Raw genomic sequence first — 21,768 nt, 5'->3', positions numbered from 1 at the left:
TTCAGACCAAGGTTTTCTTTCCGAAACAAATATCGATTCGGGAGAAAACCTTGAGTTCCTTTGCAATCCGCAGATTCTTATCTAAAATTTATTTCTTACCTTTTTTTCTATCGGTCGCGAGCCTCGGCGCTCAGGTTAGAATCGAATTCAATCCGACGGGTGAAGTCAAAAAACCTTCTCAAATCCGAGCTCGTTTTTCGGAACCGATGATTCCTCTCGGAAATCCGAAATTCTCTTTGGTTCCTTTTGAGGTTCGTTGTCCTTTAAAAGGAAGCGAACGCTGGGTCGACGATAAGAATTGGGTTTTGGAATTTCCTTCACCGCTTCCCGGCGGAGTGGAATGTGTTTTCGAAACCAAAAAGATAAAGTCCATCGCAGGAAATTCTCCGACGGAAGGAGAACGGTTTTCGTTTCATACCGGCGGTCCCGAGCTTGATTCCTCTTCACCATACGAAGGCGGGATCGTGGATGAGGAACAGATTTTTATCTTAGATCTGGATTCGGAAGTGGATCTTTCCTCTGCGAGCGATCATCTATTTTTTGTTACGGAAGGAATCCGAGATAAGATCGGATTTAGCAGAGTCACCGGTTCTTTGGAAAAGGAAATTCTGAAAGCGAATTACAGGGACGGAAAAGACGAAAGGACGATTCTTCTCAGAGCGGATCAAAAGTTCCCCAGCGGAAAAAAAATCCAGTTGGTCTTGGAACAAGGGCTCAAATCGAAATCCGGGGTCGCGAGAAGTTCTACGAGAAAGATCGACTTCACGGTTCGTAAAGCATTCCTCGCGGAGTTCAATTGCGACCGTGTCAACGCAAAAGCTGCCTGTATTCCTTCCTTACCCCTCACGGTAAATTTCAGCGCTCCCGTTTCCGTGGAACTCTTGCGGAAGATTCAACTGCAAACCTCGGACGGAAAGACGATCCCCGCAAAGGTTTCCTCCGAAGGAGGCAATTACGATTACGGAGTGAGTTTTCCGACGCCCCTTTCTCCGAAGTCGAAGTTTCAGATTCTTCTTCCGTCGGGGATAAAGGACGACGCGGGAAGAAGTCTCGCAAACCAATCCTCTTTTCCTTTAACGGTTTCGACCGACGATTACCCGCCTCTTTTGAAGTTTGCCGCGAAGTTTGGAATTTTGGAACGTTATCCGGAAGCGGTCCTACCCGTTACGATCCGAAACTTAGAAGCGGAGAATCCGGTCAGGCTCTATCAAGTCAAAACGAGCCCCGAAACGAAGGAAGTCATTCAACAGCAGTTCGATAAGCTGAAAGAGAAGGGAAAAGAGATTCTCGACTGGGCCACCGGAAAGGAAGAAAAAAATCAAACTCCTCCGAAACAGTTCACCGGAAAGGAAGTCATCCTCGGAGTCGGACAGATTTCCGAAATCATTCAATATCTGAAAATTTTAGAATCCCTGGATCACAAAGATTCGATCTTTGATCCGAGCCGAAATCAGCTTCCTCCCGGAACGAACGAAATCAAACTCCAATCCAAAAACGGGGTCCGTCGATTCGAAGTGATGGGAATTCCGCTCAAAACTCCCGGCTTTCACGTAGTGGAAATGAAATCGGACGTATTAGGAAATTCTTTATTAGGAAAGAATCAACCGTTTTACGTCCGTACAGGCGCTCTTGTCACCAATCTTTCGATTCATTTCAAATGGGGAAAGGAATCCTCTTTGGTCTGGGTGACAAAACTCAACGACGCAAAACCCGTTCCGAACGCGGACGTGCAGATTTTTAATTGTAAGAACGAAAAGGTATTTTCGGGGAAAACCGGGCCCTCGGGAACTCTGATCGTCAAGGGAATTCCCACGAGGAACTCGGTCCCATATTGTTCTTGGAAACCTTATGAGAACGGCCTTTTTTTGACGGCGGCTTACGAAGACGATTTTACGTTCAGTCATTCCCGTTGGCAAAACGGAATCGAAAACTGGAGATTCAATCTTCCGGGCGACTACGATTCGAGTAACGTTCTTTTTCACCCCGTGATGGACAGAACTCTGTTTCGCGCCGGTGAAACGGTTTCGATGAAGATCGTTTCCAGGGCGAAAAAATCCAGCGGTTTTGAAATTCCGGGGGCGAGCGAATATCCGAACTCCGTAAAAGTCATCCATTCCGGAACCGAAAAGGAATATTCAATTTCTCTAAAGTGGAATCCCGAAGGGACGAGCGCGGTTCAGTTTAAGATTCCGAAAGAAGCCAATCTAGGCGTTTACAGAATTTTGTTAAACGACTTCAACGGAAAGAATCGGGAAGGTATGATTTCCATCGGAGAATTTCGCGTGGAAGAATTCCGAGTTCCCTTGATGAAAGCGGAATTTCAAACGAGCGGCTCGAACGTCGCTCCTTCTAAAATCGTAATCACCGGAAACGTGCGTTATCTTTCTGGCGGAGGAGCCGGAAAAATTCCGGTATTGCTGAGGACCAGAGTTCTTCCCGGAAGCGGCGTTTCTTTTTCCGATTATTCCGACTTTTCGTTTAGCAACGGTAAGGTGACGCAAGCCTCCGAAGAAGAAGCGGGAACACAAAACGCAGGTTTTGTAAAAACGCAACTGACCCTGGATGGAAAAGGATTTTTCGATACGACCGTGAAGTCGATTCCGGAATCCGATTCTCCCCAAAGACTCGAAGCCGAGCTGGAATATAGGGATCCGAACGGTGAAATCCAGAGCGCGTTTCGTTCCTTCCCGATCTATCCTTCCGAGTTTCACGTAGGAATCGCACCCGAAGGCTGGGCGGCCGTTCAAGATTCCGTGAAGTTCAAGGTTGCGGTTCTCGATCTGAAGGGAAATCCCGTGGAAGGAAAGAAGGTAACCGTAAAAACTTTTACTAAAAAATACTATTCTAATCGCAAAAGACTCGTGGGTGGATTTTACAGTTACGATCACAAATACGAGATCAAGGAAATCGGCGAGTTTTGTTCCGGAAAAACGAATTCAAAGGGACTTCTGTTTTGTAACGGTTCCGTCAAAGAAACCGGAGAGATTTTTTTCGAGGCTTCTCTTTCCGGTGAAGAAGTAAAGGCGAATTCTTCGGTTTGGATCACGGGTAAGGAAGATCTTTGGTTTGCAGCGAGCGATCACGACCGTATGGATCTTCTTCCGGAAAAGAAAGAATACCAAGCCGGCGAAAAGGCGCGCTTTCAAGTGCGGATGCCGTTTCGAGAAGCGACCGCTCTCGTTACGGTGGAAAGAGAAGGGATTCTTACTTCGTTTACAAAAATCCTAAGCGGTAAGGAACCGGTTCTCGAAATTCCGGTGGAGAATTCCTACGCTCCGAACGTTTTCGTTTCCGTTCTTGCGATTCGAGGAAGGGTCGACAATCCGAAGGAAACCGCGCTTGTCGATTTGGCGAGACCATCCTTTCGTTTGGGACTCGCTCAGATTCGAGTCGGTTGGAAACCATTCGAGGTTCCGGTTCGTGTGGAAACGGATAAGACGGTTTACGGGACCAGACAAAAAGCAAAAGTCAAAATTCAGATCGAACATCCTTCCTCTCAGGTAAAAAAAGATTCAAGAATCACGTTAGCCGCCGTTGATCAAGGATTATTGGAACTCAAGGCCAACGATACTTGGGATCTTTTGCGCGCGATGATGAGAGAAAGAGGAAACTCGGTGGAAACTTCCACGGCTCAACTGCAAGTGATCGGAAGAAGGCATTTCGGTTTAAAAAGTCTTCCGCCGGGCGGAGGAGGAGGCGGGGCCACTACGAGGGAACTTTTCGATACTCTTCTTTTTTGGAAAGCGGATCTGAAGACAGACGAAAACGGTAAACTCGAAGTCGAGGTTCCGCTCAACGATTCTTTGACTTCCTTTAAGATCGTAGCGATCGTTCATTCCGGAAAGGATAAGTTCGGTTCCGCGTCTACTCAGATTCAGACTACGAGAGATCTTCTCGTATATCCTTCGATCGCGCCGTTTGCGAGAGAAAAGGACCGCGTTCAAAGCGGACTTACGATCAAGAATACGACCGACCGCACGATGGATCTGTCTATTTCGCCTAAAACTTCTCCGGATCTCGGACTCGAAACAAAGAACGTAAAAATTTCGGCCGGAGAATCGATCGTGGTTCCTTGGGATCTTGAAATTCCCGCAAAGAAAACTGAAATCGTCTATGAGTTTCTTACGAAAGAAAACGGTGGAAGTTTTACCGATACGGTTCGTTTTCGACAAAGGGTCGGAGAGTCCGTTCCCGTAAGAGTTTTACAATCCACTTTTGCACAACTGGAAGACGCAAGATTAAACGTTCCCATCCAGGAAAATCAGGAAGCGATTGCGGGAAGCGGAGAATTGGAAATCAGCTTGAAGGCTTCTCTTACCGGAGGAGCGATTCTTGCCGCAAAGGAAACGATGAGTCGTTATCCTTATTCCTGTCTCGAACAAAAACTTTCCAAGTCCGTGGCGGCAGGTTCTCAGAAGGATTGGGATCAGATCATGGACCAGCTCGGTTCTTATATGGACGGAGACGGGCTCGTGAAATTTTTTCCCTCTTCCTGGTACGGAAGCGAAATATTGACCGCGTATCTTTTGATTCTTTCTTCTGAATCCGGATATAAAATTCCGGATGCGACCAGAGAAACTCTGATCGAGGCTCTCAACCGCTACAGCAAGGATTTGATTTTCAGAAGCAGCTACATTTCCAACACGGATACGAGACTAAAAAAAATCATAGTGCTCGATGCGATTTCCCGTTTTAGCGCTCTTGGCGACGAAAGCATCCGCGCAGTTCAGACCGATCCGAAAATTCTTCCCACCGATATTTTGATCAGCTTGAGAAACATCTATTCTAGATCGAATGCGTTTAAGAATCAAATCCCGGCGATCGACGTTCTTTTGAAATCCAGATTCCGAATCCAAGGAACCTCTTATAACTTCGCGGATGAATCCGGTCTTTGGTGGCTTCTTTCTTCGAACGACTCCACGGTGATGAGAACCATCCTTTCGGTAGTCAAAGATCCGTCGTGGAAGGAGGATCTTCCTCGTATGATTCGAGGAGCGATTGCGAGGCAAAAGAAAGGAAGCTGGGATATTACGACCGCGAACGCGTTGGGAATTCTCGCCTTCCAAAATTTTTCCAAACAGTTTGAAAGGGATTCCGTGGACGGAACTACGACCGTCACCCTGGAGAATCAATCCAACACACTGGAATGGAAGAATAAAAAGGAGCCTTCCACACTTTCTCTTCCTATGCCGAAGACGACTCAGAATCTTGAGTTGGTACAGAACGGAAACGGAAAACCTTATGCAGTGATTCATACGAAGGCTGCGCTACCTCTCAAGGAAAAATTGGAAAGCGGAATGAGATTGGATAAGGAAATTTTGGACGAGTCCGGGAGTAAAAAGTCCTCGTTCAAGGAGGGGGATCTAGTAAGGGTTCGTTTGAAGATTCATACGGAAGCGACTCTTTCTTGGGTTGCCATCAAGGATCCGATTCCTTCGGGTGCGAGTATTTTGGGTTCGGGTTTGGGAAATGATTCCAAATCGGGAAGCGAACTCGCGACCGACGGGGATTGGTGGTCTTCTCCTACATTTGTGGAAAGAAAGTGGGAAGGTTATACTGCGTATTTCGAATACCTTCCGGCGGGAAGCGTGACTCTCGAATACGTATATCGGATCAATCATTCCGGAAAATTTGTCCTTCCCTCGACTCGGGCCGAAGCGATGTATCTTCCGGACCAGTTCGCCGAGGTTCCGAACGCGGTTCAGACGGTGAACAAGGACTAACGAAGAATGTTCCTAAAGAATATACTGATTTTTTTGTTTATCAGTATATTCTTTTATTCGAATGTACTGATTGCGGACGAGATTCCGACTTACGCGGCGATCCGGAATTCTTATCGATCCTCGGACGGCACGCTCCTGGACGTTCACGGGAGATTTTTGCAGACGATCCGTTTCGATACAAAGGAGAGAAAACTTGCCTGGGTGGAGGAAGGCGAAATTCCCGAAACCCTTTTTTTATCCCTTCTAATCCAGGAAGACAAACGTTTTTTTGAACATACGGGTTTTGACTCGATCGCGGTTCTCGGCGCGGTTCGGGATCGTGTCCTCGGAAATTCCAAACGGGGCGCGAGTACGCTTTCCATGCAGCTCGCCGGAATTTTTCTGAAAACAAAACCGGGAAGAAGGAGCCTCTGGGATAAATGGAATCAGATTCGATTTGCGAGAGAGATGGAGGAAACTTGGAAGAAGAACGAAATTCTTACCGCGTATCTGAATCTCGCTCAGTTTCGAGGAGAACTCAGAGGACTTCGCTCCGCGAGCCGCGGAATATTTCACAAAGAACCTTCCGCGTTAAGCGACACCGAATCGATTCTTCTCGTATCGATGCTTCCGTTTCCCGGCGCGAGCGCGGAAGTTTTGACGAGGCGAAGTTGTATTCTTGCCAAAAAAATCAGAAAGGAAGATCTTTGTTCTTTTTTTGAAAAGTCGGCGAGGATTGCGGTATCAAAACCGACCGGACTCCCATCGACCGGCGGCATCGCGTATCACGCTGCGCAAAAATTCTTCCGCGAAAATTCGGGATATTTAGAAAACGACGGAAAGCAAAAAACGACAATCGACTTCGATCTTCAATGGAAGGTCGCCGAACTCGCAAAGAATATTTTGGACGGTCTCAAAAATCAAAACGTTTCCGAAACCGGCGTGGTGGTTTTGGACAACGCGTCCGGAGCCATTTTAGCGTACGTCGGAAATCTTCCGGAAAGCAAATCCTTTTACGTGGATGCGGTTCAATCCAGAAGACAGGCGGGCTCCACCCTCAAGCCGTTTTTGTACGCACTTGCGTTCGATCGTTCCGTTTTAAAGCCGGATTCGATTTTGGAGGACAGTCCCTTTGAATGGAACGCCGTTTCGGGAATTTATCGACCTTCCAATTACAGCGACGCATATCACGGTAAAGTGGAAGCGAAGTTTGCTCTGGCTTCTTCTCTGAATATTCCGGCGATCCACGTTTTGGATCTTGTGGGAGTTCCTACGTTCGTACAAAGATTGCACGAACTCGGAATTCAAAACCTGGAACGATCGGATTTTTACGGAGCTTCTCTCGCGCTCGGCACGGCCGACGTGACCCTTTTGGAATTGACCAACGCTTATCGAACTCTTGCAAACGGAGGAATGTATTCGCAGTCGAGTTTGGTTCCGTCCGTAGCGAGACAAACACTGCAGGAGTTTTCCGTGGAAGGAAATCATTGGACCCGAGTTTATAGCGTTGATTCATCCAATACGTTAGGCGAAATTCTTTCCAATCGTGAATATCGTTCCCTTTCTTTCGGATTGAACAACCATCTGAGCACACGCTTTTTCACTGCGGTAAAGACGGGAACATCTCAAGATATGAGAGACAACTGGTGCGTAGGTTATTCCAAAAAATTCACCGTGGGAGTTTGGGTCGGGAACATGGACGGAAGTCCGATGCGTGACGTAAGCGGAGTTACGGGCGCGGCGCCGATTTGGAATGCGGTCATGAATCTTTTGCAGGAAAGAGAATCCGAAAACTGGAACGTTCCTATGGAAGCGCAACGTCAGACTCCGGCCAGGACTGTTTCCGATTCTTCTCCGATTCCTAAAATTCTAATTCCCGGAAACGATACGATATTCGCGTTGGATCCAGATATTCCGGACGGTAGACAAAAACTTCGGTTTAGCGCATCCGTTTTTGAAAACGGATATCAGTGGATTCTCGACGGTAAGAATCTAAAGGAATCGCACGAGAGGGAAACATTCTGGAAACCCGAAAAAGGATTTCACATCCTTTCTCTTCGGGATCGCAACGGAAAAATCGTGGATAGCGTGGTATTCGAAGTCAGATAGAAAAGAGGGTTTTTCTCTTGCAGAGAAGCGGCTTCGGGTTAGAATCAATCCAAGACTTTTTATGAACCCACTGACAGACACTTATTTACTTTCTTCTTCTTTGGAAGAAGCGATTCTCATGGCGGAGATTACCTCCCGACCTTTGCTTTTAAAAGGAGAACCCGGAACCGGAAAATCACTCCTCGCAGAATATCTCGCCAAACAAAGAAAATTACCGATCCATACGTGGCATATCAAATCGATCACACAAGCCAAGGAAGGTTTGTATTTTTACGATGCGGTATCCCGTTTGAACGATTCGAGATTCGCGGAAGATTCAGAGAAGGTAAAAAAAATAGAGAATTACATTCGATTGGGATCTTTGGGAGAGGCATTCGACTCCGATCAAAAATCGATCGTATTGATAGACGAAATCGACAAAGCGGACATAGAATTTCCGAACGATCTTCTTTTGGAATTGGATCGAATGGAATTTTTTATTCCTGAAATTCAAAAACGAATTCAAGCGAAACACCGTCCGCTGACGATCATCACTTCGAATAACGAAAAGGAACTTCCGGCGGCGTTTCTAAGGAGATGCATTTTTCATTATATAGAATTTCCGGATCCGGAATTTATGAAAAAGATCATCCTTTCCCATTATCCGGGAGTGGGACATACGTTGCTGATCAAGGCGCTCGAAATGTTCTATCTCATTCGAAGAATGGACGACTTAAAAAAGAAACCCGGGACGAGTGAACTTCTGGATTGGATTCAGATTTTAGTTCACCAAGGAGCCGCTCTGAAAGACGAGGTTCGTATTCCATTCTTAGGCGCTCTCATAAAAAACGAAGAGGATCTGAAGTTATTTAGGAATTAAGAATGTTCATTCCTTTTTTTTACAGACTAAAAAGCCAAGGAATTCCGGTCACGACGGGAGAATTTTTGGATTTTCTGAAGGTGGTCGATCATTACACGACGAACCAAAAAGCCTGGATCAACCTGGACGAACTCTATCGTTTTTCAAGAACGTGCATGGTCAAGGATATCAAATACTTTGACGCGTTTGATCTGGTATTTTCCGAAATCTTCGGAGAAAAGGGCGCCTTACATCCCGAGTTTAAACAGGAACTTTTGGATTGGTTGAACCGTGTTTTTGAAAATCCGAACGGTCCGCCTCCGCCTTCCTTGATTTCTCCGGATCGATTGTTTGAAGAATTGAAAAAAAGACTCGAGGAACAAAAGGGAGAACACCACGGAGGAAACAAGTGGGTGGGCACCGGAGGTTCTTCTCCGTTCGGACACAGCGGCGCAAATCCGGAAGGTGTGAGAGTGGGAGGAGAAGGCGGGAATCGTTCTGCCGTTTTTCAAGCATTAGAAAGACGTTATAAAGAATACAGAACGGACGAACAACTAGACGTTCGTCAGATCAAAACCGCGCTCAAAAAACTCAGAAATTTTCGAAAGGAAGGGGTTTCTGAGTTTCATCTTCCCAAGACGATCGATTCCACCTGTAGAAACGCGGGAGATATTCATCTCGAATTTGAACGATCTCGGAAGAACGGACTTAAGGTTTTACTGTTGATGGATACGGGAGGAAGTATGACTTCCCATGCTGAAAGGGTGAATAAACTTTTTTCCGCTAGTCATCAGATCAATCACTTCAAGGAATTTCACTACTATTACTTTCATAACATCGTCTACGACGCGGTTTATCCGAAAGCGAATATGCGCACGCCGCTTTCTCTGCAGAGGATCTTTAAAAAACACAGCGACGATACCAAGTTGATTATCATTGGAGATGCGTATATGGCTCCGTATGAGCTATTGGATTCTACTTACGGCTATTATCACAGCAGGTTTCGTGTAGACTTTCGCCTTCCGGAAAATCCTGAGTCGGGACTGGATTCCCTAAAAAGAATTCGAAGGCATTTCAAAGATTCGATCTGGTTGAATCCGGAACCGAAAAAGTATTGGGACGCTCCGACGATTCAGGAAATCGGAAAACAAATTCCGATGTATTTTCTTTCTCTGGACGGACTGGAAAAAGGGATTAAGAAACTTTTGAATTCACTTTGAATGGCTTTTGAGTTTTAGAAGCGCGTAAAGTGTTTCGATATGCGGAGTTTTGAAACGATGTTTCTCTCCGATTTTCAAAGCGTTTCCGAGAATAGCCTCGATTTCCATCGGCCTTCCGCTTTCAAAGTCCAAAAGCATACTTGTCTTATACGGTTTCATGGATTCCGTCATTTCGATAAAAATTTCGATTTGTTCCGCCGGAACGGCGGCCCCGTCCAACTCGGAAAGTTTCTGAACCTCTTTCATAATATCGATCACAAGGGAACGGCTCGACGATTCTGCAAGAATTTGAGAAGTGTTCCTGCCTCCGGAAAGAACGCTGATCGGATTGAAAGGAGCGTTCCACATGAGCTTTTTCCACCTTGCCTGGCGGATCGTATCGGTGCTCTGTGTTGGAACGCCTGCGTTTTCAAAAAAAGAAACAAGTTTTTCAAGAACCGAAGATGAGATACGGTTCCAAGAGCCCAGGGTAAGTTCTCCATAATCTAAATGGTGAATATGACCGTTTTCCAAACGATTTGCACAGACAAAAGCGAGTCCACTCAAAACTTCGTTCGAAGGGTAGAGCGCGGTGATCGGTTCTTCGATTCCGATCCCGTTCTGCAAAAGTAAAATAGGAATCTGCTCGGGGATTTGAAGACCGAGTATGGTTTCCAAACGGACGTCCGGCAAACACTTCAAACAATTTAGAATCAGATCGTATTCTTCTAAATTTTTGGGGACCTCTTCAAAGACAAGGTTCGGCTGATACTCGAAATCGCCCCAATGACTTAGGATTCGAAAACCTTTTTCTTCGAGTTCGAACGCGTTTTTTCTAACCCAAAAGTCGACGCTACAACCGGCTTGTTTGAGCTTGCCCGCGTAAAGTCCGGCGATCGCGCCGGAACCTAAAACTAAAATTCGAAACAAATCAACCCGCCTGTAAAAATTTCTTTTCTATTTTCTTAAGAATTTCAGTGATCGCCTGTACGTATCCGTCATACACGCCTCGATCGTATTCGTTTAAGGTTCTATAATTCAAACCTTGCATCTCCTTCAAATGATTTCGAAGTTCTTCGTCGATGTAATTTTTCCGGACATAAAGCGTCTCAAATACTTTCGGATGCATTCGGTTCTCCTTCGATCGTAAGGTAAGAATCAAATTTTACAACGGATTCCAAGTCTGTAAACATTCAATTTTCGAAAATTAGAGATTTATGGATTGGTGGTATTTCGATTTTAACCACTGATTGGCCCTCAGGTAGTCCGGATATTTTCTTTCGAGCGAGCGAAATTCTTTTCCGTGAATTATATTTTTCCCATTCTTTCTCGTCGCAGGAATATAAACGTGTAAAAGTTCGTGAAAAACGATATATTCCAAAACAAAGGCAGGGACGACCTGTCGACCCAGGATCGGATTGATTACGATCATTCGGTGAGAAGGATCAAAATGTCCCAGTCTCGTTTTTGAACTTCCTTTCCCCCAAAAAATATCGATACCCGAAAGGTCGATTCCGAGATACGTCTGATTGATTCTGTGGAGCATCTCTTTGAGAATTGCGTTTTTGGAATCGGAGGACTCGATTCTCTTCTTTCGCCTTTTGTTTTTCGATTTCTCTTCGGAATGAAGTTTGTAAAAAGTCTGAATTTTCTCTTCGATCGAATTTGGAATCGGAAGTTTTAGGAGTTTATGGAGAAGCAATTCTACGACGGTTTCCAAAAAAGCGGATTCGGAATAGGAAGAATGAATCTTAAATTCTAAAACTCCCGGAGTGATCCGAATCGCGCTTCCCAAGTTTGCATAAGGATAGAATTTATAGCGGATCTTTTTTCCGAGTAGAATCTTACCTTTAGGAATATTCGAAAATTCGAATACTTTTTGTTCGAGCAGGGTTTGAATCTTATCGGAGGCAGGATTTGATTTCAATTTTTCAAAAGCCAAAAGTAACGATCAACTTCCGAAGTAATCCTGGATCCGTGAAAAAGATTCGGAAACATTTTTATTTGAAGCGGAGACGGACGCGGAGCCGAGTTCCGACTTTGAAACGGATTTGCCGGAAAGAATTTTGAGCTCGTAGACTTTTTCCGGAGAAGAGATCTCGCTCAAAAAACGGGACAACTTTGTGTAATACGGACCGGATCTGGATTGAGCCAAGGAAGGTCTTGTGAGATAGAGTTCCTTTCTCGCGCGAGTGATCGCCACGTAAAAAAGTCTTCTCTCTTCCTCAGTATCCGTATTTCTATTGGAAGGAAAGGAACCCTCGGTCGCGTTCAAAACAAAAACCAGATCGAACTCCAGACCTTTTGCGGAATGGACCGTGGAAAGATTGAGAAGATCGGTTTCCGAGTTATCCGGATTTATTTTTTCCAAACTCAACGAAGAGTGATCCATCGTAAGATCCGAAAGAAAATCGGACAAGGAAATATATTTCAGCGAGAACCCGAGGAAGGAATCCAAATCTTCCGATCTCCGTTTGGAGTCGTCGTAATTTTTTTCGAGAAGAACCCTGTAATAATCTATAAAATCGGAAGCAATAGTTTTCACTTCGGCTTTGGATTCGGAATGTTTTTGATAGAGGTGAAAAAGCGGAGATAGATATTTTTGCAGATTCGGGTTTGTTTCGTCTCGGAGTGCGTCCATCTTTCCGGAAGACTTTCGTACCTTTTCCAAAATTTCGTTCGACTTCGCGTTTCCGATTCCGGGTACGAGTTTTAAAACCCGGATCCAAGAGACCGAATCGAGGGGATTGATCAAAAGTTTTAAAAAGGAAAGTAAGTCCTTGATATGCGCCGTTTCGATAAACTTTCTTCCGCCGAACTTGACAAAAGGAATATTGCGTTTTGCTAATACGAGTTCCAATTGATTCGAATTCCAGCCGGCCCGAAACAAGACGCTCATCCGATTGAAAGGGATTCCTTCCTCTTTTTTTTGAAGAAGAATCTCCGCGATCCCCTCGGCTTCCTCGAGTTCGTCCGTAAATTGAAGAATTGCGGGTAGAGGCCCGTTTTCATTGTCTGTGAATAAAAATTTTTCGTATTTTTCGGTAAAATTCTCAAGAACCGCGTTTGCAAGATTGAGAATCGCCGGTGTGCTTCGATAATTCTTCTCCAAAAAGATGGTTTTCGTATTGTCGAATATTTTAGGAAAATCTAATATTCCCCGAACAGTGGCGCCGCGAAAGGTGTAAATGCACTGAGCGTCGTCCCCGACGACCATAAGATTTCTATGTTCCGCGGCGAGAAGGCAGGCGATATGCGCCTGGATTTTATTCGTGTCCTGAAATTCATCGACCATGACAAAACGATATCGTTCGGAAAGGGCGGAGCGAACTCCGGAATGATTTGCTAATAAATCTCTCGTAAAAAAAAGAAGATCGTCGTAGTCCAATAATGATCTTTCTTTTTTATAAACCTTATAATCCTCGAAAATCTGAACGATGTCCTTTGATCTTTGCAGAAAGGAAGGATAATCTTTTTCTAATATATCCGATAGAATTCTTCCCGTATTTTGGATTTCACTGTGAATGCCGACCAGAGTTTCGTTGGAAGGAAAGCGGGTTTTGGTTTTTCCAAAATCTCTTTCACCTCTTAGAAACTGAAATACGTCCAAAGTATCCGCTTCGTCTAAAATCGTAAAATCCGAGGAAAGATCGAGAACGGGTGCAAATCTTCTGAGGACGGAACTGCAAAAGGAATGAAAGGTTCCGCCCTGAACTTCGCCGCAGCGTGCGTCTCCCAAGGAAGAAGCCCTGAGAATCATTTCTCTCGCAGCCTTTCTCGTAAAGGTAAGAAGAAGAATGGAGGAAGCGGGAATTCCCGAGGATACGAGCTGAGCGAGTCTGCTGACGATGGTTTTGGTTTTACCGGTCCCGGCTCCGGCTAGGACGAGCACCGGTCCGTCCTGGGTGAGGACAGCTTCTAGTTGAGCTGAGTTTAATTCTTCCTTCCAGGACATGAACGGTTAGGGACTGTTTCCTAATGGTGGTGATGTCCACCTTCTCCGTGAACGTGTCCGTGAGAAACTTCCTCGTCGGTTGCTTCCCTGATTTCTGTGAGTTCTACGTCGAACACAAGATTGATTCCGGCGAGAGGATGATTACCGTCGACGATTACGGATTCATCTTGGAGTTCGGTGATCGTAAAAACCTTATCCGGTTCGTCGGTTTGAAACATCATTCCCACTTGCAGATCTTCGTTCGGAGGAAATTGAGATCTTGGAACGTCAAAAATTAAATCCGGATCTTTTAAGCCGTATGCGTTTTCCGCCTCAACGTTGATTCTTTTTTTATCACCCGTGGACATCTTTTTCATTTCTTCTTCCAATCCCGAAATGATATGACCGACTCCTTCCAGATAAGAAAGGGGAGCCTTTCCTTCGGAAGAATCGATCAGATTGCCTTCAGTGTCGTGAAGGGTGTAATGGAAAGTAATCACTCTAGTTTTCATGGATAGCTCCAAATAGGATAAATTCAAAATTCTGGCAGGAATCGGGTTTCAGAAAAATACCGGAATCTAAGTACTTTTCAGGCTAAATTGTGTGCGGTTTAACTCAATCAGAATTTTATCTAGAATTCCGATTCATATTTAAAATCCAGTTTGGACTGTTCGTATTCTTTGAGAAAGGTTTCGATTCGATTGGATAAAAAAAACCAGGAATCTTGCGTGAACGTTTCTCTGAATCTTTCGGAAAAACGTAGGTAGCTGTTCTCCGCGATTCGAGTGTCTCCGGTATGATCCAAAAGAAGAGTATAGGAAATCAAAAGAACGTTTTTTTCCAGGCTATAGGCGAGTGATTTTTCCAGAACTTTTTGAGGTTCTTGCACGTTGATCTTTCTCTTGAGTCCGTTTTTGGTAACGAACAAAGGAGGTTGTTCCACCTTTGGGGAAGTAAATGCGCCGGAATAAATTTTCATATTCATGAGTTCACCCAACAGATAAAATTCCGGGGAGGAATCCGATTCCCATTTTATAAGAATGAGAATTGGATTCTACCCCAGCAAGCGAGCTGGCTTTAGACGGCAATCAGTGAACAGGAGATTAGGAGACTGATTCACTTGCTTCCTTCTTCCGAAAAGTGCCCGAGTCTTTTCTAAAGAATGAATTAATTATGACTTATAGTATTAAATTGAAACAAATTCAACAATAAATTCTTTAACTGGAGAATTATGATGCCTTTTTTCTTTCTTTGCCTCCAATCTCGGATCTTTTTTTACCGGAAAATTCTGAAATCCGAGGCAAATTGACATGGGCCGAGCTTTTCAAGAAGATTCCCTGCGAACGGAGGAGTAACTTTTCGGAGAAAAGACGGATCAATTTGAAATTCCGCGTTTTTTTTGCTAAGAGAAGCGCAATCTTTGGGAGTTGGAGCTGGGCCGGATCTAGAATCGACGCTCTAGCGAAATAAGTCGTCGCCTTGCTCAGTTCTCCTCTTCGAAAAGATTCTTTCCCCTTTCTTTCATAGGATTTGCTTTCCTCTAAATCCGTTTCCGTCTCCTGAGACGGTCTTTGAATTTTAAGAAAACTCAGGTCGTCGGAAAGTTCGCCGATGTTTCGGATTCTTCTTTCCAAAACTTCCAAATTTGGAATCGGATCCTGGACGGCATTCAAAAAGAGTTCGGGGGAGGAGACCTTTTGTTTCCCGGTCGGATCGGAATCCGCGGGCAAATACAAATCCTCGCGCCCATCCGATCCGTAAAGGATCGTATCCTCCGGCAAAACTCGGAAATATTGGATTCTAATCGGAAGGTCCGAATCCGGAAATCCGATCTTGCGAAGATGGAATTCTTCCGAAAGAAACATTGTATTTCGATTTCGAACAAGTAGAATCGGAGGATGTTCGCAGTTTAGATAAAAAAGATCGCCCGTTTCCTGTTTGTATAAGGAAAGAATGGAAGATACGAGCATACTTCCGTCGAAGGACTCAAAGACCGCCTGCAGATTTTTGTAGAGTAGAAAAAGCCAATTCTCCGGACTTCTAAATTCGTAGTCCGGTGTTTGTAAAAAACTCTTTACGATCGAACAAAAAATCAGGGCCCCGCTTGCTCCTTGGAGAGATTTTCCCATCGCGTCCGCGTTGATCAAAACCTGATATTCCACCCCGGAGATGAATACGGATTCGTTCAGAACTACGTCTCCCCCGATTTCATACCGGCGATTTTTAAATTGAAATTGTTTGTACTGTTTTCTGTGGACTTCGATGTCCGAATATTCAGTCCTGAGATTTTTGGAAAGAAAGGGCTGGAAAAGAAGGGTGATGAGAAAGTAGTCCCCGTCCTGTTGTTCCTTTAGATTTTGAATCTCACGAAGACTGAGGGTGAGTTCCTTGGTCCGTTTGCGGATCGCCTCTTCCAAAACCAAGTTCCAAGTTTTGAGTTTTTCTTTCATTCCCACAAACTTGTCGGCAAGAATCAAAGTAAGAAAGAATAGAAAGCCGCTGACTCCGAATCCGGAAAGACGGATCATCGAAAAGTTTCCTCTCTCGGAAAGAACGTCCACTCCGAGGCAAAGAACGAGAAAGGTGATTCCAAGAAGAATTTTTCTGGATTCTTTTCGTTTGCCAAGGCTCGGAAGAATCCATCCGAGAGAAAGTCCTACGTAACCGATCCAGAGGCATTGGTGAAGGTAACGATTGCTCCAGTCGATGGAGGATACCGTCGTCAAAAACCAAAAGGAAAGAAACAAAATAAAAGACAACATTTCCAAAAAAGTCTGAATACGGGGGATCGGTTTTTTTAAAAAGGATGCGAGAAATCTACAGAAGAGAGGAAACAAAAACAATAAAAAGGAATATTCTAATTTCTTTAAGTATAAGACTTCCAAACCGGTCAGATATTTGAATTGACTCAGAGAAATTTGATAGCACGAAAAGAATACGAGAAAGAATCCGAAGTAAAAATTTTCGTTTTTTAGTTTTTCTCTAAAGGATAGAAATAGAAAAAAACCACCGATGAGAAGAAACGAAGAAAACAGGAGAAGTCCTCCCATTTCGGAGAAACAATATTCTTGCCAGACGGTTGCGGAAGAGCCGATGGAAATCGGACCCGAAAGGATTCCGAATTCGTAGTCGAAGTAAGGTAGGATTCGTACTTCGATCGTATTGGAATCGAGGACAATCTCTTGCGGAATCGAGTAGATTCTGATTCTGTCGTAACCTTGAGGGATCGATTTCCGATACGAAGAAAACAATGTTTCCTGCAGCTCCGTTCCGTTCAAAACGACTCGGGCGCCGTCCGAAATTTTTCCTAAACTTAGGGTTTGGAAGACTTGGTTTTTTGCCGTTTTTGTAAAAGTCTTTCGAAGCAGAATGGCTTCGTTTGGCGATTTTACCCAGTCTACGAGGTTCGAAGGAATTTTAACCGTTTTTGTGATTTTGTTTTTTGGGAACGAAGTTTCCGGAATTCCTTCCCTTTGAATCGTTTCGATTTCCCAGTCTCCCGAAAGATCCAGTACGGAATCGGAATCCGTTTTCGTTGCGGGTTTGAATTCCGGCTCGCAGGAAAGGATAAAAAGAATGATGAGTATAAGTCTGAATTTTGGATACAATAGATTCTCCTCCTAACACAAACGGTTCTTCGATGTGTTCGGAGGAGAGCGTTTGAATTAAAAAAAATCTAATTTTTTTTAATTCACTCCGATGGTAAGCGCAGCTTCAAATCCTTCCAACATCGCGCGTTTTGCGTCGATCCCCGATGCGTCTTTTGCGCCTCCGATTAGGAATGTCGGAATGTTCGTTACTTTGCTTTTGAATTCTTCGTAAAGGGAAACTTCGCTCAATTGTCCAGCGCAGAGAATGATCGAATCACATTCTATCGTTACTGGTCCGTCTTTTTTGGTTTCTATGACGAGACCTTTGTCGGTGACTTCTTTGTAACTCAGAGACGTGTAAAATCCTACTTCTTTCGATTCAAGCTCCTGAAGAAGCGCCCACGCGGTGGTTGCTCCCAGTCCGGATCCGATTTTTCCCGATCTTCGGAAGATGGAAACCTTTCGATCGGATGTTTCAGATTGAATCTGCGCCTTTGTGTAAGACAGAACGTTGTATTTATGAAAGTAAGAATCGATGGTAGGAGCCTCTTCTTCCGTAAGTTTGTGGGCGACGTCGCATCCGATTCCTCCCCCTCCGATGACTGCGACTTTTTTACCGGGTATGAATTTTCCGGAAAGATAATCGGCGTAAGAGGCGGTTTTCTTTTTTTCGATCCCTGGAAGAGAGAATTCTCTCGGTTTTACCCCCGTTGCGAAAATCACAGCGTCCGGCTTGAGGGCTATAATGCTGTCTAACGTAGCTTGGTGACCGAATTGGATTTCCACTCCGAGGGTTTTGAGCTCATTCTTAAAATAACGAATCGTCTCAAAGAATTCGGATTTTCCCGGAATCTGAGCCGCAAGATTGAGTTGTCCTCCGATTTTATCGGATGCTTCCAGAACGGTGACTTTGTGTCCTCTGACGGCGCTGACTCTTGCGGACTCAAGGCCGCCCGGTCCGGATCCGACTACGACCACGTGTTTTTTTTCCGCGGTTTTTAGTTTGCCGATTTCCAACTCTCGGTTTGCGGAAGGATTTACGAGACAAGATACCATTTGTTCTTTGAAAGTATGGTCTAAACAGGCCTGGTTGCAGGCGATACAAGTATTGACCCTTTCTTCCTGATCCGCTTTGATCTTTTTTAGAATTTCAGGATCCGCGAGAAAAGGTCGTGCCATACTTAGAATATCCGCTTCATGGTTTTTGAGAATGCGGGACATGGTTTCCGGCATATTGACTCGGTTGGACGCGATGATCGGAATATCTTTGACCCTTTCTTTGATCTTTCCAGAGATCCTCGCCCAGGCGCCTCTTGGAACGAGCATGGAGATCGTCGGGATTCTGGACTCGTGCCAACCGATTCCGATATTGAGAGCGTCTGCGCCGTGCTCTTTGAGTTTTTCTGCGAGTGTGATCACTTCTTCAAAGGTTGGGTTTCCCGGGATGAGATCGATTCCGGACATACGATAGACTACCGGGTAATCTTTTCCGACTTTTTTTCGAACATTCTTCATGACTTCGATGGCGAAGTTCATTCTTTTCTCGGGTGTTCCCCCGAAAAAATCCTCTCTATGATTGGTTACGGGTGAGAAGAATTGATTCACCAAATATCCTTCGCTCCCCATAATTTCAATGGCGCCAAATCCGACTTCTCTTGCTTTCAGCGCAGAATCTCCGAAGTCTTCGATCGTTTTCCAGGCTTCTTCTTCCGAGAGCGGTCTGGGTATAAATCGGTTGATCGGGGCGCGGAGCGCCGAAGGCGCGACGAGTTCTCTGTGATACGCGTATCTTCCCGCGTGAAAAAGTTGAGCGCAAAAGATTCCCTTCAGTTTGAGCGCGTTAGCCACAACGGAGAGTTCTTTGCAATCTTCTTCTTTTTGAAAGTTGAAGAAGATATTGGATCCCTTTCCTTCGTGGTTGACGGAAATTCCTCCGGTCGTAATAAAACAAGCTCCGCCATCGAATCTTTTTCCGTAGAATGCGATCATTCTTTCCGCCGTCATCGGCATTCCTTCCAGACCCAAATGCATGGATCCCATAATTACTCGGTGAGGAAGGGTGATCGAACCGACTTGAATCGGCTGAAAAATCTCTGAATATTTCATAACTAACCTTTGTATTGTATAAAGAAAATCTTTGGTTTCTACCTTGAAAATGGGTCAATAAACGGGCAAGAGAATTCTTTGGTTTTGAAATCGTTTGGTTTGAGTTCAAACTAAACGAAGAGCCTGATCCATTCCTTCTTTTGAGGAAGAATTTTGTCTGTTCCTTTAAAGGTGTTTTGTAAAAAGGCTGGAAAGCTTTTTAGAGTTTCTTCTCAAGTGAGGTCTTCGTCTATTTTTCTAAGATTTTTTCTTTTTCTTTATCGGATTTCTTATTTGCGCGTTTTTGGCGGAACCGTTTCCGGTATATGGAACTTCTTTCTTTAAATTCTCAGTTAAAAATTGAATCGGCTTTGATCGAAGGTGATATGGGGACGGATTCGATTCTTATCCCGCTCTCTCTTTGGGATTCGTTGGACTTGGAAGAGAGGAAGATTCTTTCGAGAAAGTTACCTTATCTTTTGAGGAGATATACGAAGTACGTTGCTTCTATGAAGAGACTTTATTGGAGGGCTGGTAAGATCAAATACAACTGGGGTGTGGGAAAGATGAAGAAGATGAGTATTCGCGTAAATTCAGGAGCCTGGGCGCTGTTGGGAGCTTTGGCTGCGGCGCACGGTGTTTCAAGGTGCTATTTGTTTAATTATATGCTCTGGTTGGATGAAATTGGAGTCGGGGATTCTATCGTTGAAACTTTAAACATAGGAGTTCCTAGGTTTCATGGGATCTACAGAATGATCTGGACCTTAAACTTGGAGAAAAATCTCATTTCCAGAGAGTTAGAATTCGAACCAAATCCATTGCAAGGCTATTATCCCTACGGTTTCCAACTAAACACTCAATAACTAACCCCAAAACAAAAACTAAAGCCGATTTAGAGCAGAAATATAAGCCCTAGAACAGGCTTCGATGATGTCAGTAGAACTGCCTTTTCCAACCACTCTCTCTCCTTTGTATTCCAGAGTCACAGAGGCTTCCGCCATTGCATCCTGGCCTTCCGTAACGGGAGAAATCACCAATCTGGAAACATCCGGGTCCATACCAGTGGTTTTCTGAATCGCTTTGTAGATAGCATCTACGGGGCCGTCCCCGGTCGCGGATTCTTCACGGATATGACCATCGATCGAAATTCGCACGCCGGCAGTCGGGGTGCTCTTCGTTCCGGTGGAAACCGTAAATCCTTCCAGTTGAAAACGATCTCCCGTGGACTTTCTTGTCTCATCCGAAAACAGAGCACGAATGTCTTCGTCATAGATTTCTTTTTTTCGATCCGCGATGATTAAGAATCTTTGATAAGCCGCTTCCAGCTCTTCCGCTTGGGGAGAAAAACCGAGCTTGACGATACGATCTTTGAAGCCGGCTCTTCCGCTGTGTCTTCCTAAGACCATTCGGTTGGAGGAAAGCCCAACGGTTTCCGGCTTCATGATCTCATAAGTTTCTCTGTGTTTGATCACACCGTCTTGGTGAATACCGGATTCGTGTGCGAAGGCATTCGCGCCGACAATTGCCTTGTTCGGTTGAACGAGCATACCCGTGATGGTCTTAACGAGATAGGAGGCTCTTGCGATTTCTTCGGTCTTAATTCTCGTTTGAATTCCTAACGAATCCTTACGGGTTTTCATAGCCATCACAACTTCTTCCATTGCGGTATTCCCCGCTCTTTCTCCGATTCCATTGATCGTACATTCGATCTGACGGGCTCCGTTTCGAACCGCCGCCAGAGAATTTGCGGTGGCGAGCCCAAGGTCGTTGTGACAGTGAGCGGAGAAGATTGCCTTTTGCGCGCCTCTCACGTTTGTAATTAAGAATTTAAATAGATTCCCGTATTCTTCCGGGGTTGTATAACCGACCGTGTCCGGAATGTTGATGGTCGTAGCTCCGGCCTCGATCACCGCTTCGCAGAGTTCTCTTAAAAATTCCGGCTCGCTCCTGGTCGCGTCTTCCGGAGAAAATTCAACGTCCTCGACAAATTCTCTACAGAGTTGAACGGCTTCGATTGCCATCTTCAAAACTTCTTTAGGTTCTTTTCCCAATTTGAATTTCATGTGAATCGGAGAGGAGGCGATGAAAGTATGAATTCTTCTTTTTTGGGCTGGTTGTAGCGCTTTGGATGCGGACTCGATATCGGCTCTCATCGCTCTTGCGAGCGCGGCGATGATCGGACCTTGAGTTTCTCTTGCGATTCTTTCCACTGCTTGAAATTGAACCGGAGAGGAAACTGGAAACCCGGCCTCGATGACCGAAAATGAAAAACTCGAAATCGCAGCGCAACTCGCTACGATGAAAGTGGACA

General features: G+C 44.9%; 14 protein-coding genes. 5 read left to right on the top strand and 9 right to left on the bottom strand.

Features of this window, described 5'->3' with window-relative positions; genetic code table 11:
* Positions 1 to 50: 50 nt before the first annotated feature.
* From CH376_RS00950 to CH376_RS00935, 4 genes are all read left to right on the top strand, one after another.
* Positions 51 to 5,723 (top strand): alpha-2-macroglobulin family protein, encoded by a 5,673-nt coding sequence (locus tag CH376_RS00950; protein WP_420843514.1) that lies wholly within the window; start codon positions 51 to 53, stop codon positions 5,721 to 5,723.
* A 6-nt stretch (positions 5,724 to 5,729) separates the two neighbouring features.
* Positions 5,730 to 7,811, top strand: a complete 2,082-nt coding sequence (gene pbpC / locus CH376_RS00945; RefSeq protein WP_100783757.1) for a penicillin-binding protein 1C — start codon at positions 5,730 to 5,732, stop codon at positions 7,809 to 7,811.
* A 61-nt stretch (positions 7,812 to 7,872) separates the two neighbouring features.
* A complete protein-coding gene (locus CH376_RS00940) occupies positions 7,873 to 8,670 on the top strand; it encodes an AAA family ATPase (RefSeq protein ID WP_100783756.1) in 798 nt (265 codons plus the stop codon).
* A 2-nt stretch (positions 8,671 to 8,672) separates the two neighbouring features.
* Positions 8,673 to 9,869, top strand: coding sequence for a VWA containing CoxE family protein (locus CH376_RS00935; RefSeq protein WP_100783755.1), 1,197 nt, complete (start codon positions 8,673 to 8,675; stop codon positions 9,867 to 9,869).
* Here CH376_RS00935 and CH376_RS00930 read toward each other — a convergent pair.
* The 8 genes from CH376_RS00930 to CH376_RS00895 all read right to left on the bottom strand — a co-directional run bounded on the left by CH376_RS00930 (position 9,861) and on the right by CH376_RS00895 (position 19,478).
* Positions 9,861 to 10,778 (bottom strand): ketopantoate reductase family protein, encoded by a 918-nt coding sequence (locus CH376_RS00930; protein WP_100783754.1) that lies wholly within the window; start codon positions 10,776 to 10,778, stop codon positions 9,861 to 9,863. The genes CH376_RS00935 and CH376_RS00930 overlap by 9 nt on opposite strands.
* A gap of 1 nt (position 10,779) precedes the next feature.
* The gene (locus tag CH376_RS00925; protein WP_100783753.1) at positions 10,780 to 10,977 is read right to left on the bottom strand and encodes a hypothetical protein; all 198 of its coding nucleotides are present in this window, start codon (positions 10,975 to 10,977) and stop codon (positions 10,780 to 10,782) included.
* Positions 10,978 to 11,055: 78 nt separating this feature from the next.
* Entirely contained in the window at positions 11,056 to 11,790 is a 735-nt protein-coding gene (locus tag CH376_RS00920) for a SprT-like domain-containing protein (protein WP_100783752.1), read from the bottom strand.
* A 9-nt stretch (positions 11,791 to 11,799) separates the two neighbouring features.
* Positions 11,800 to 13,803, bottom strand: coding sequence for an ATP-dependent helicase (locus CH376_RS00915; protein WP_100787908.1), 2,004 nt, complete (start codon positions 13,801 to 13,803; stop codon positions 11,800 to 11,802).
* 20 nt (positions 13,804 to 13,823) lie between these two features.
* Positions 13,824 to 14,294, bottom strand: a complete 471-nt coding sequence (locus CH376_RS00910) for an FKBP-type peptidyl-prolyl cis-trans isomerase (protein WP_100783750.1) — start codon at positions 14,292 to 14,294, stop codon at positions 13,824 to 13,826.
* A 119-nt stretch (positions 14,295 to 14,413) separates the two neighbouring features.
* Entirely contained in the window at positions 14,414 to 14,761 is a 348-nt protein-coding gene (locus CH376_RS00905) for an LIC14007 family protein (protein ID WP_100783749.1), read from the bottom strand.
* Positions 14,762 to 15,011: 250 nt separating this feature from the next.
* Positions 15,012 to 17,390, bottom strand: a complete 2,379-nt coding sequence (locus tag CH376_RS00900; protein ID WP_100783748.1) for a SpoIIE family protein phosphatase — start codon at positions 17,388 to 17,390, stop codon at positions 15,012 to 15,014.
* A gap of 78 nt (positions 17,391 to 17,468) precedes the next feature.
* Positions 17,469 to 19,478 carry an oxidoreductase gene (locus CH376_RS00895; protein WP_100783747.1) on the bottom strand — a complete coding sequence of 670 codons (2,010 nt, stop codon included), beginning with the start codon at positions 19,476 to 19,478 and terminating at the stop codon, positions 17,469 to 17,471.
* A 305-nt stretch (positions 19,479 to 19,783) separates the two neighbouring features.
* Between CH376_RS00895 and CH376_RS00890 the strand changes: the two genes are divergently transcribed.
* Positions 19,784 to 20,320: a DUF1564 domain-containing protein gene (locus tag CH376_RS00890; protein ID WP_100783746.1), complete on the top strand. Its 537-nt coding sequence runs from the start codon at positions 19,784 to 19,786 to the stop codon at positions 20,318 to 20,320.
* An 18-nt stretch (positions 20,321 to 20,338) separates the two neighbouring features.
* On the opposite strand, the gene CH376_RS00885 is transcribed toward CH376_RS00890, so the two are convergent.
* Positions 20,339 to 21,768, bottom strand: a 1,430-nt coding sequence (locus CH376_RS00885; RefSeq protein ID WP_100787907.1) for a 2-isopropylmalate synthase, incomplete at its 5' end; no start/stop codon positions are given.

Source organism: Leptospira adleri (assembly GCF_002811985.1).
Classification (GTDB): domain Bacteria; phylum Spirochaetota; class Leptospiria; order Leptospirales; family Leptospiraceae; genus Leptospira; species Leptospira adleri.
The sequence above is the reverse complement of the archived record's forward strand: the minus strand, read 5'-3'. Positions and strand labels throughout refer to the sequence as shown.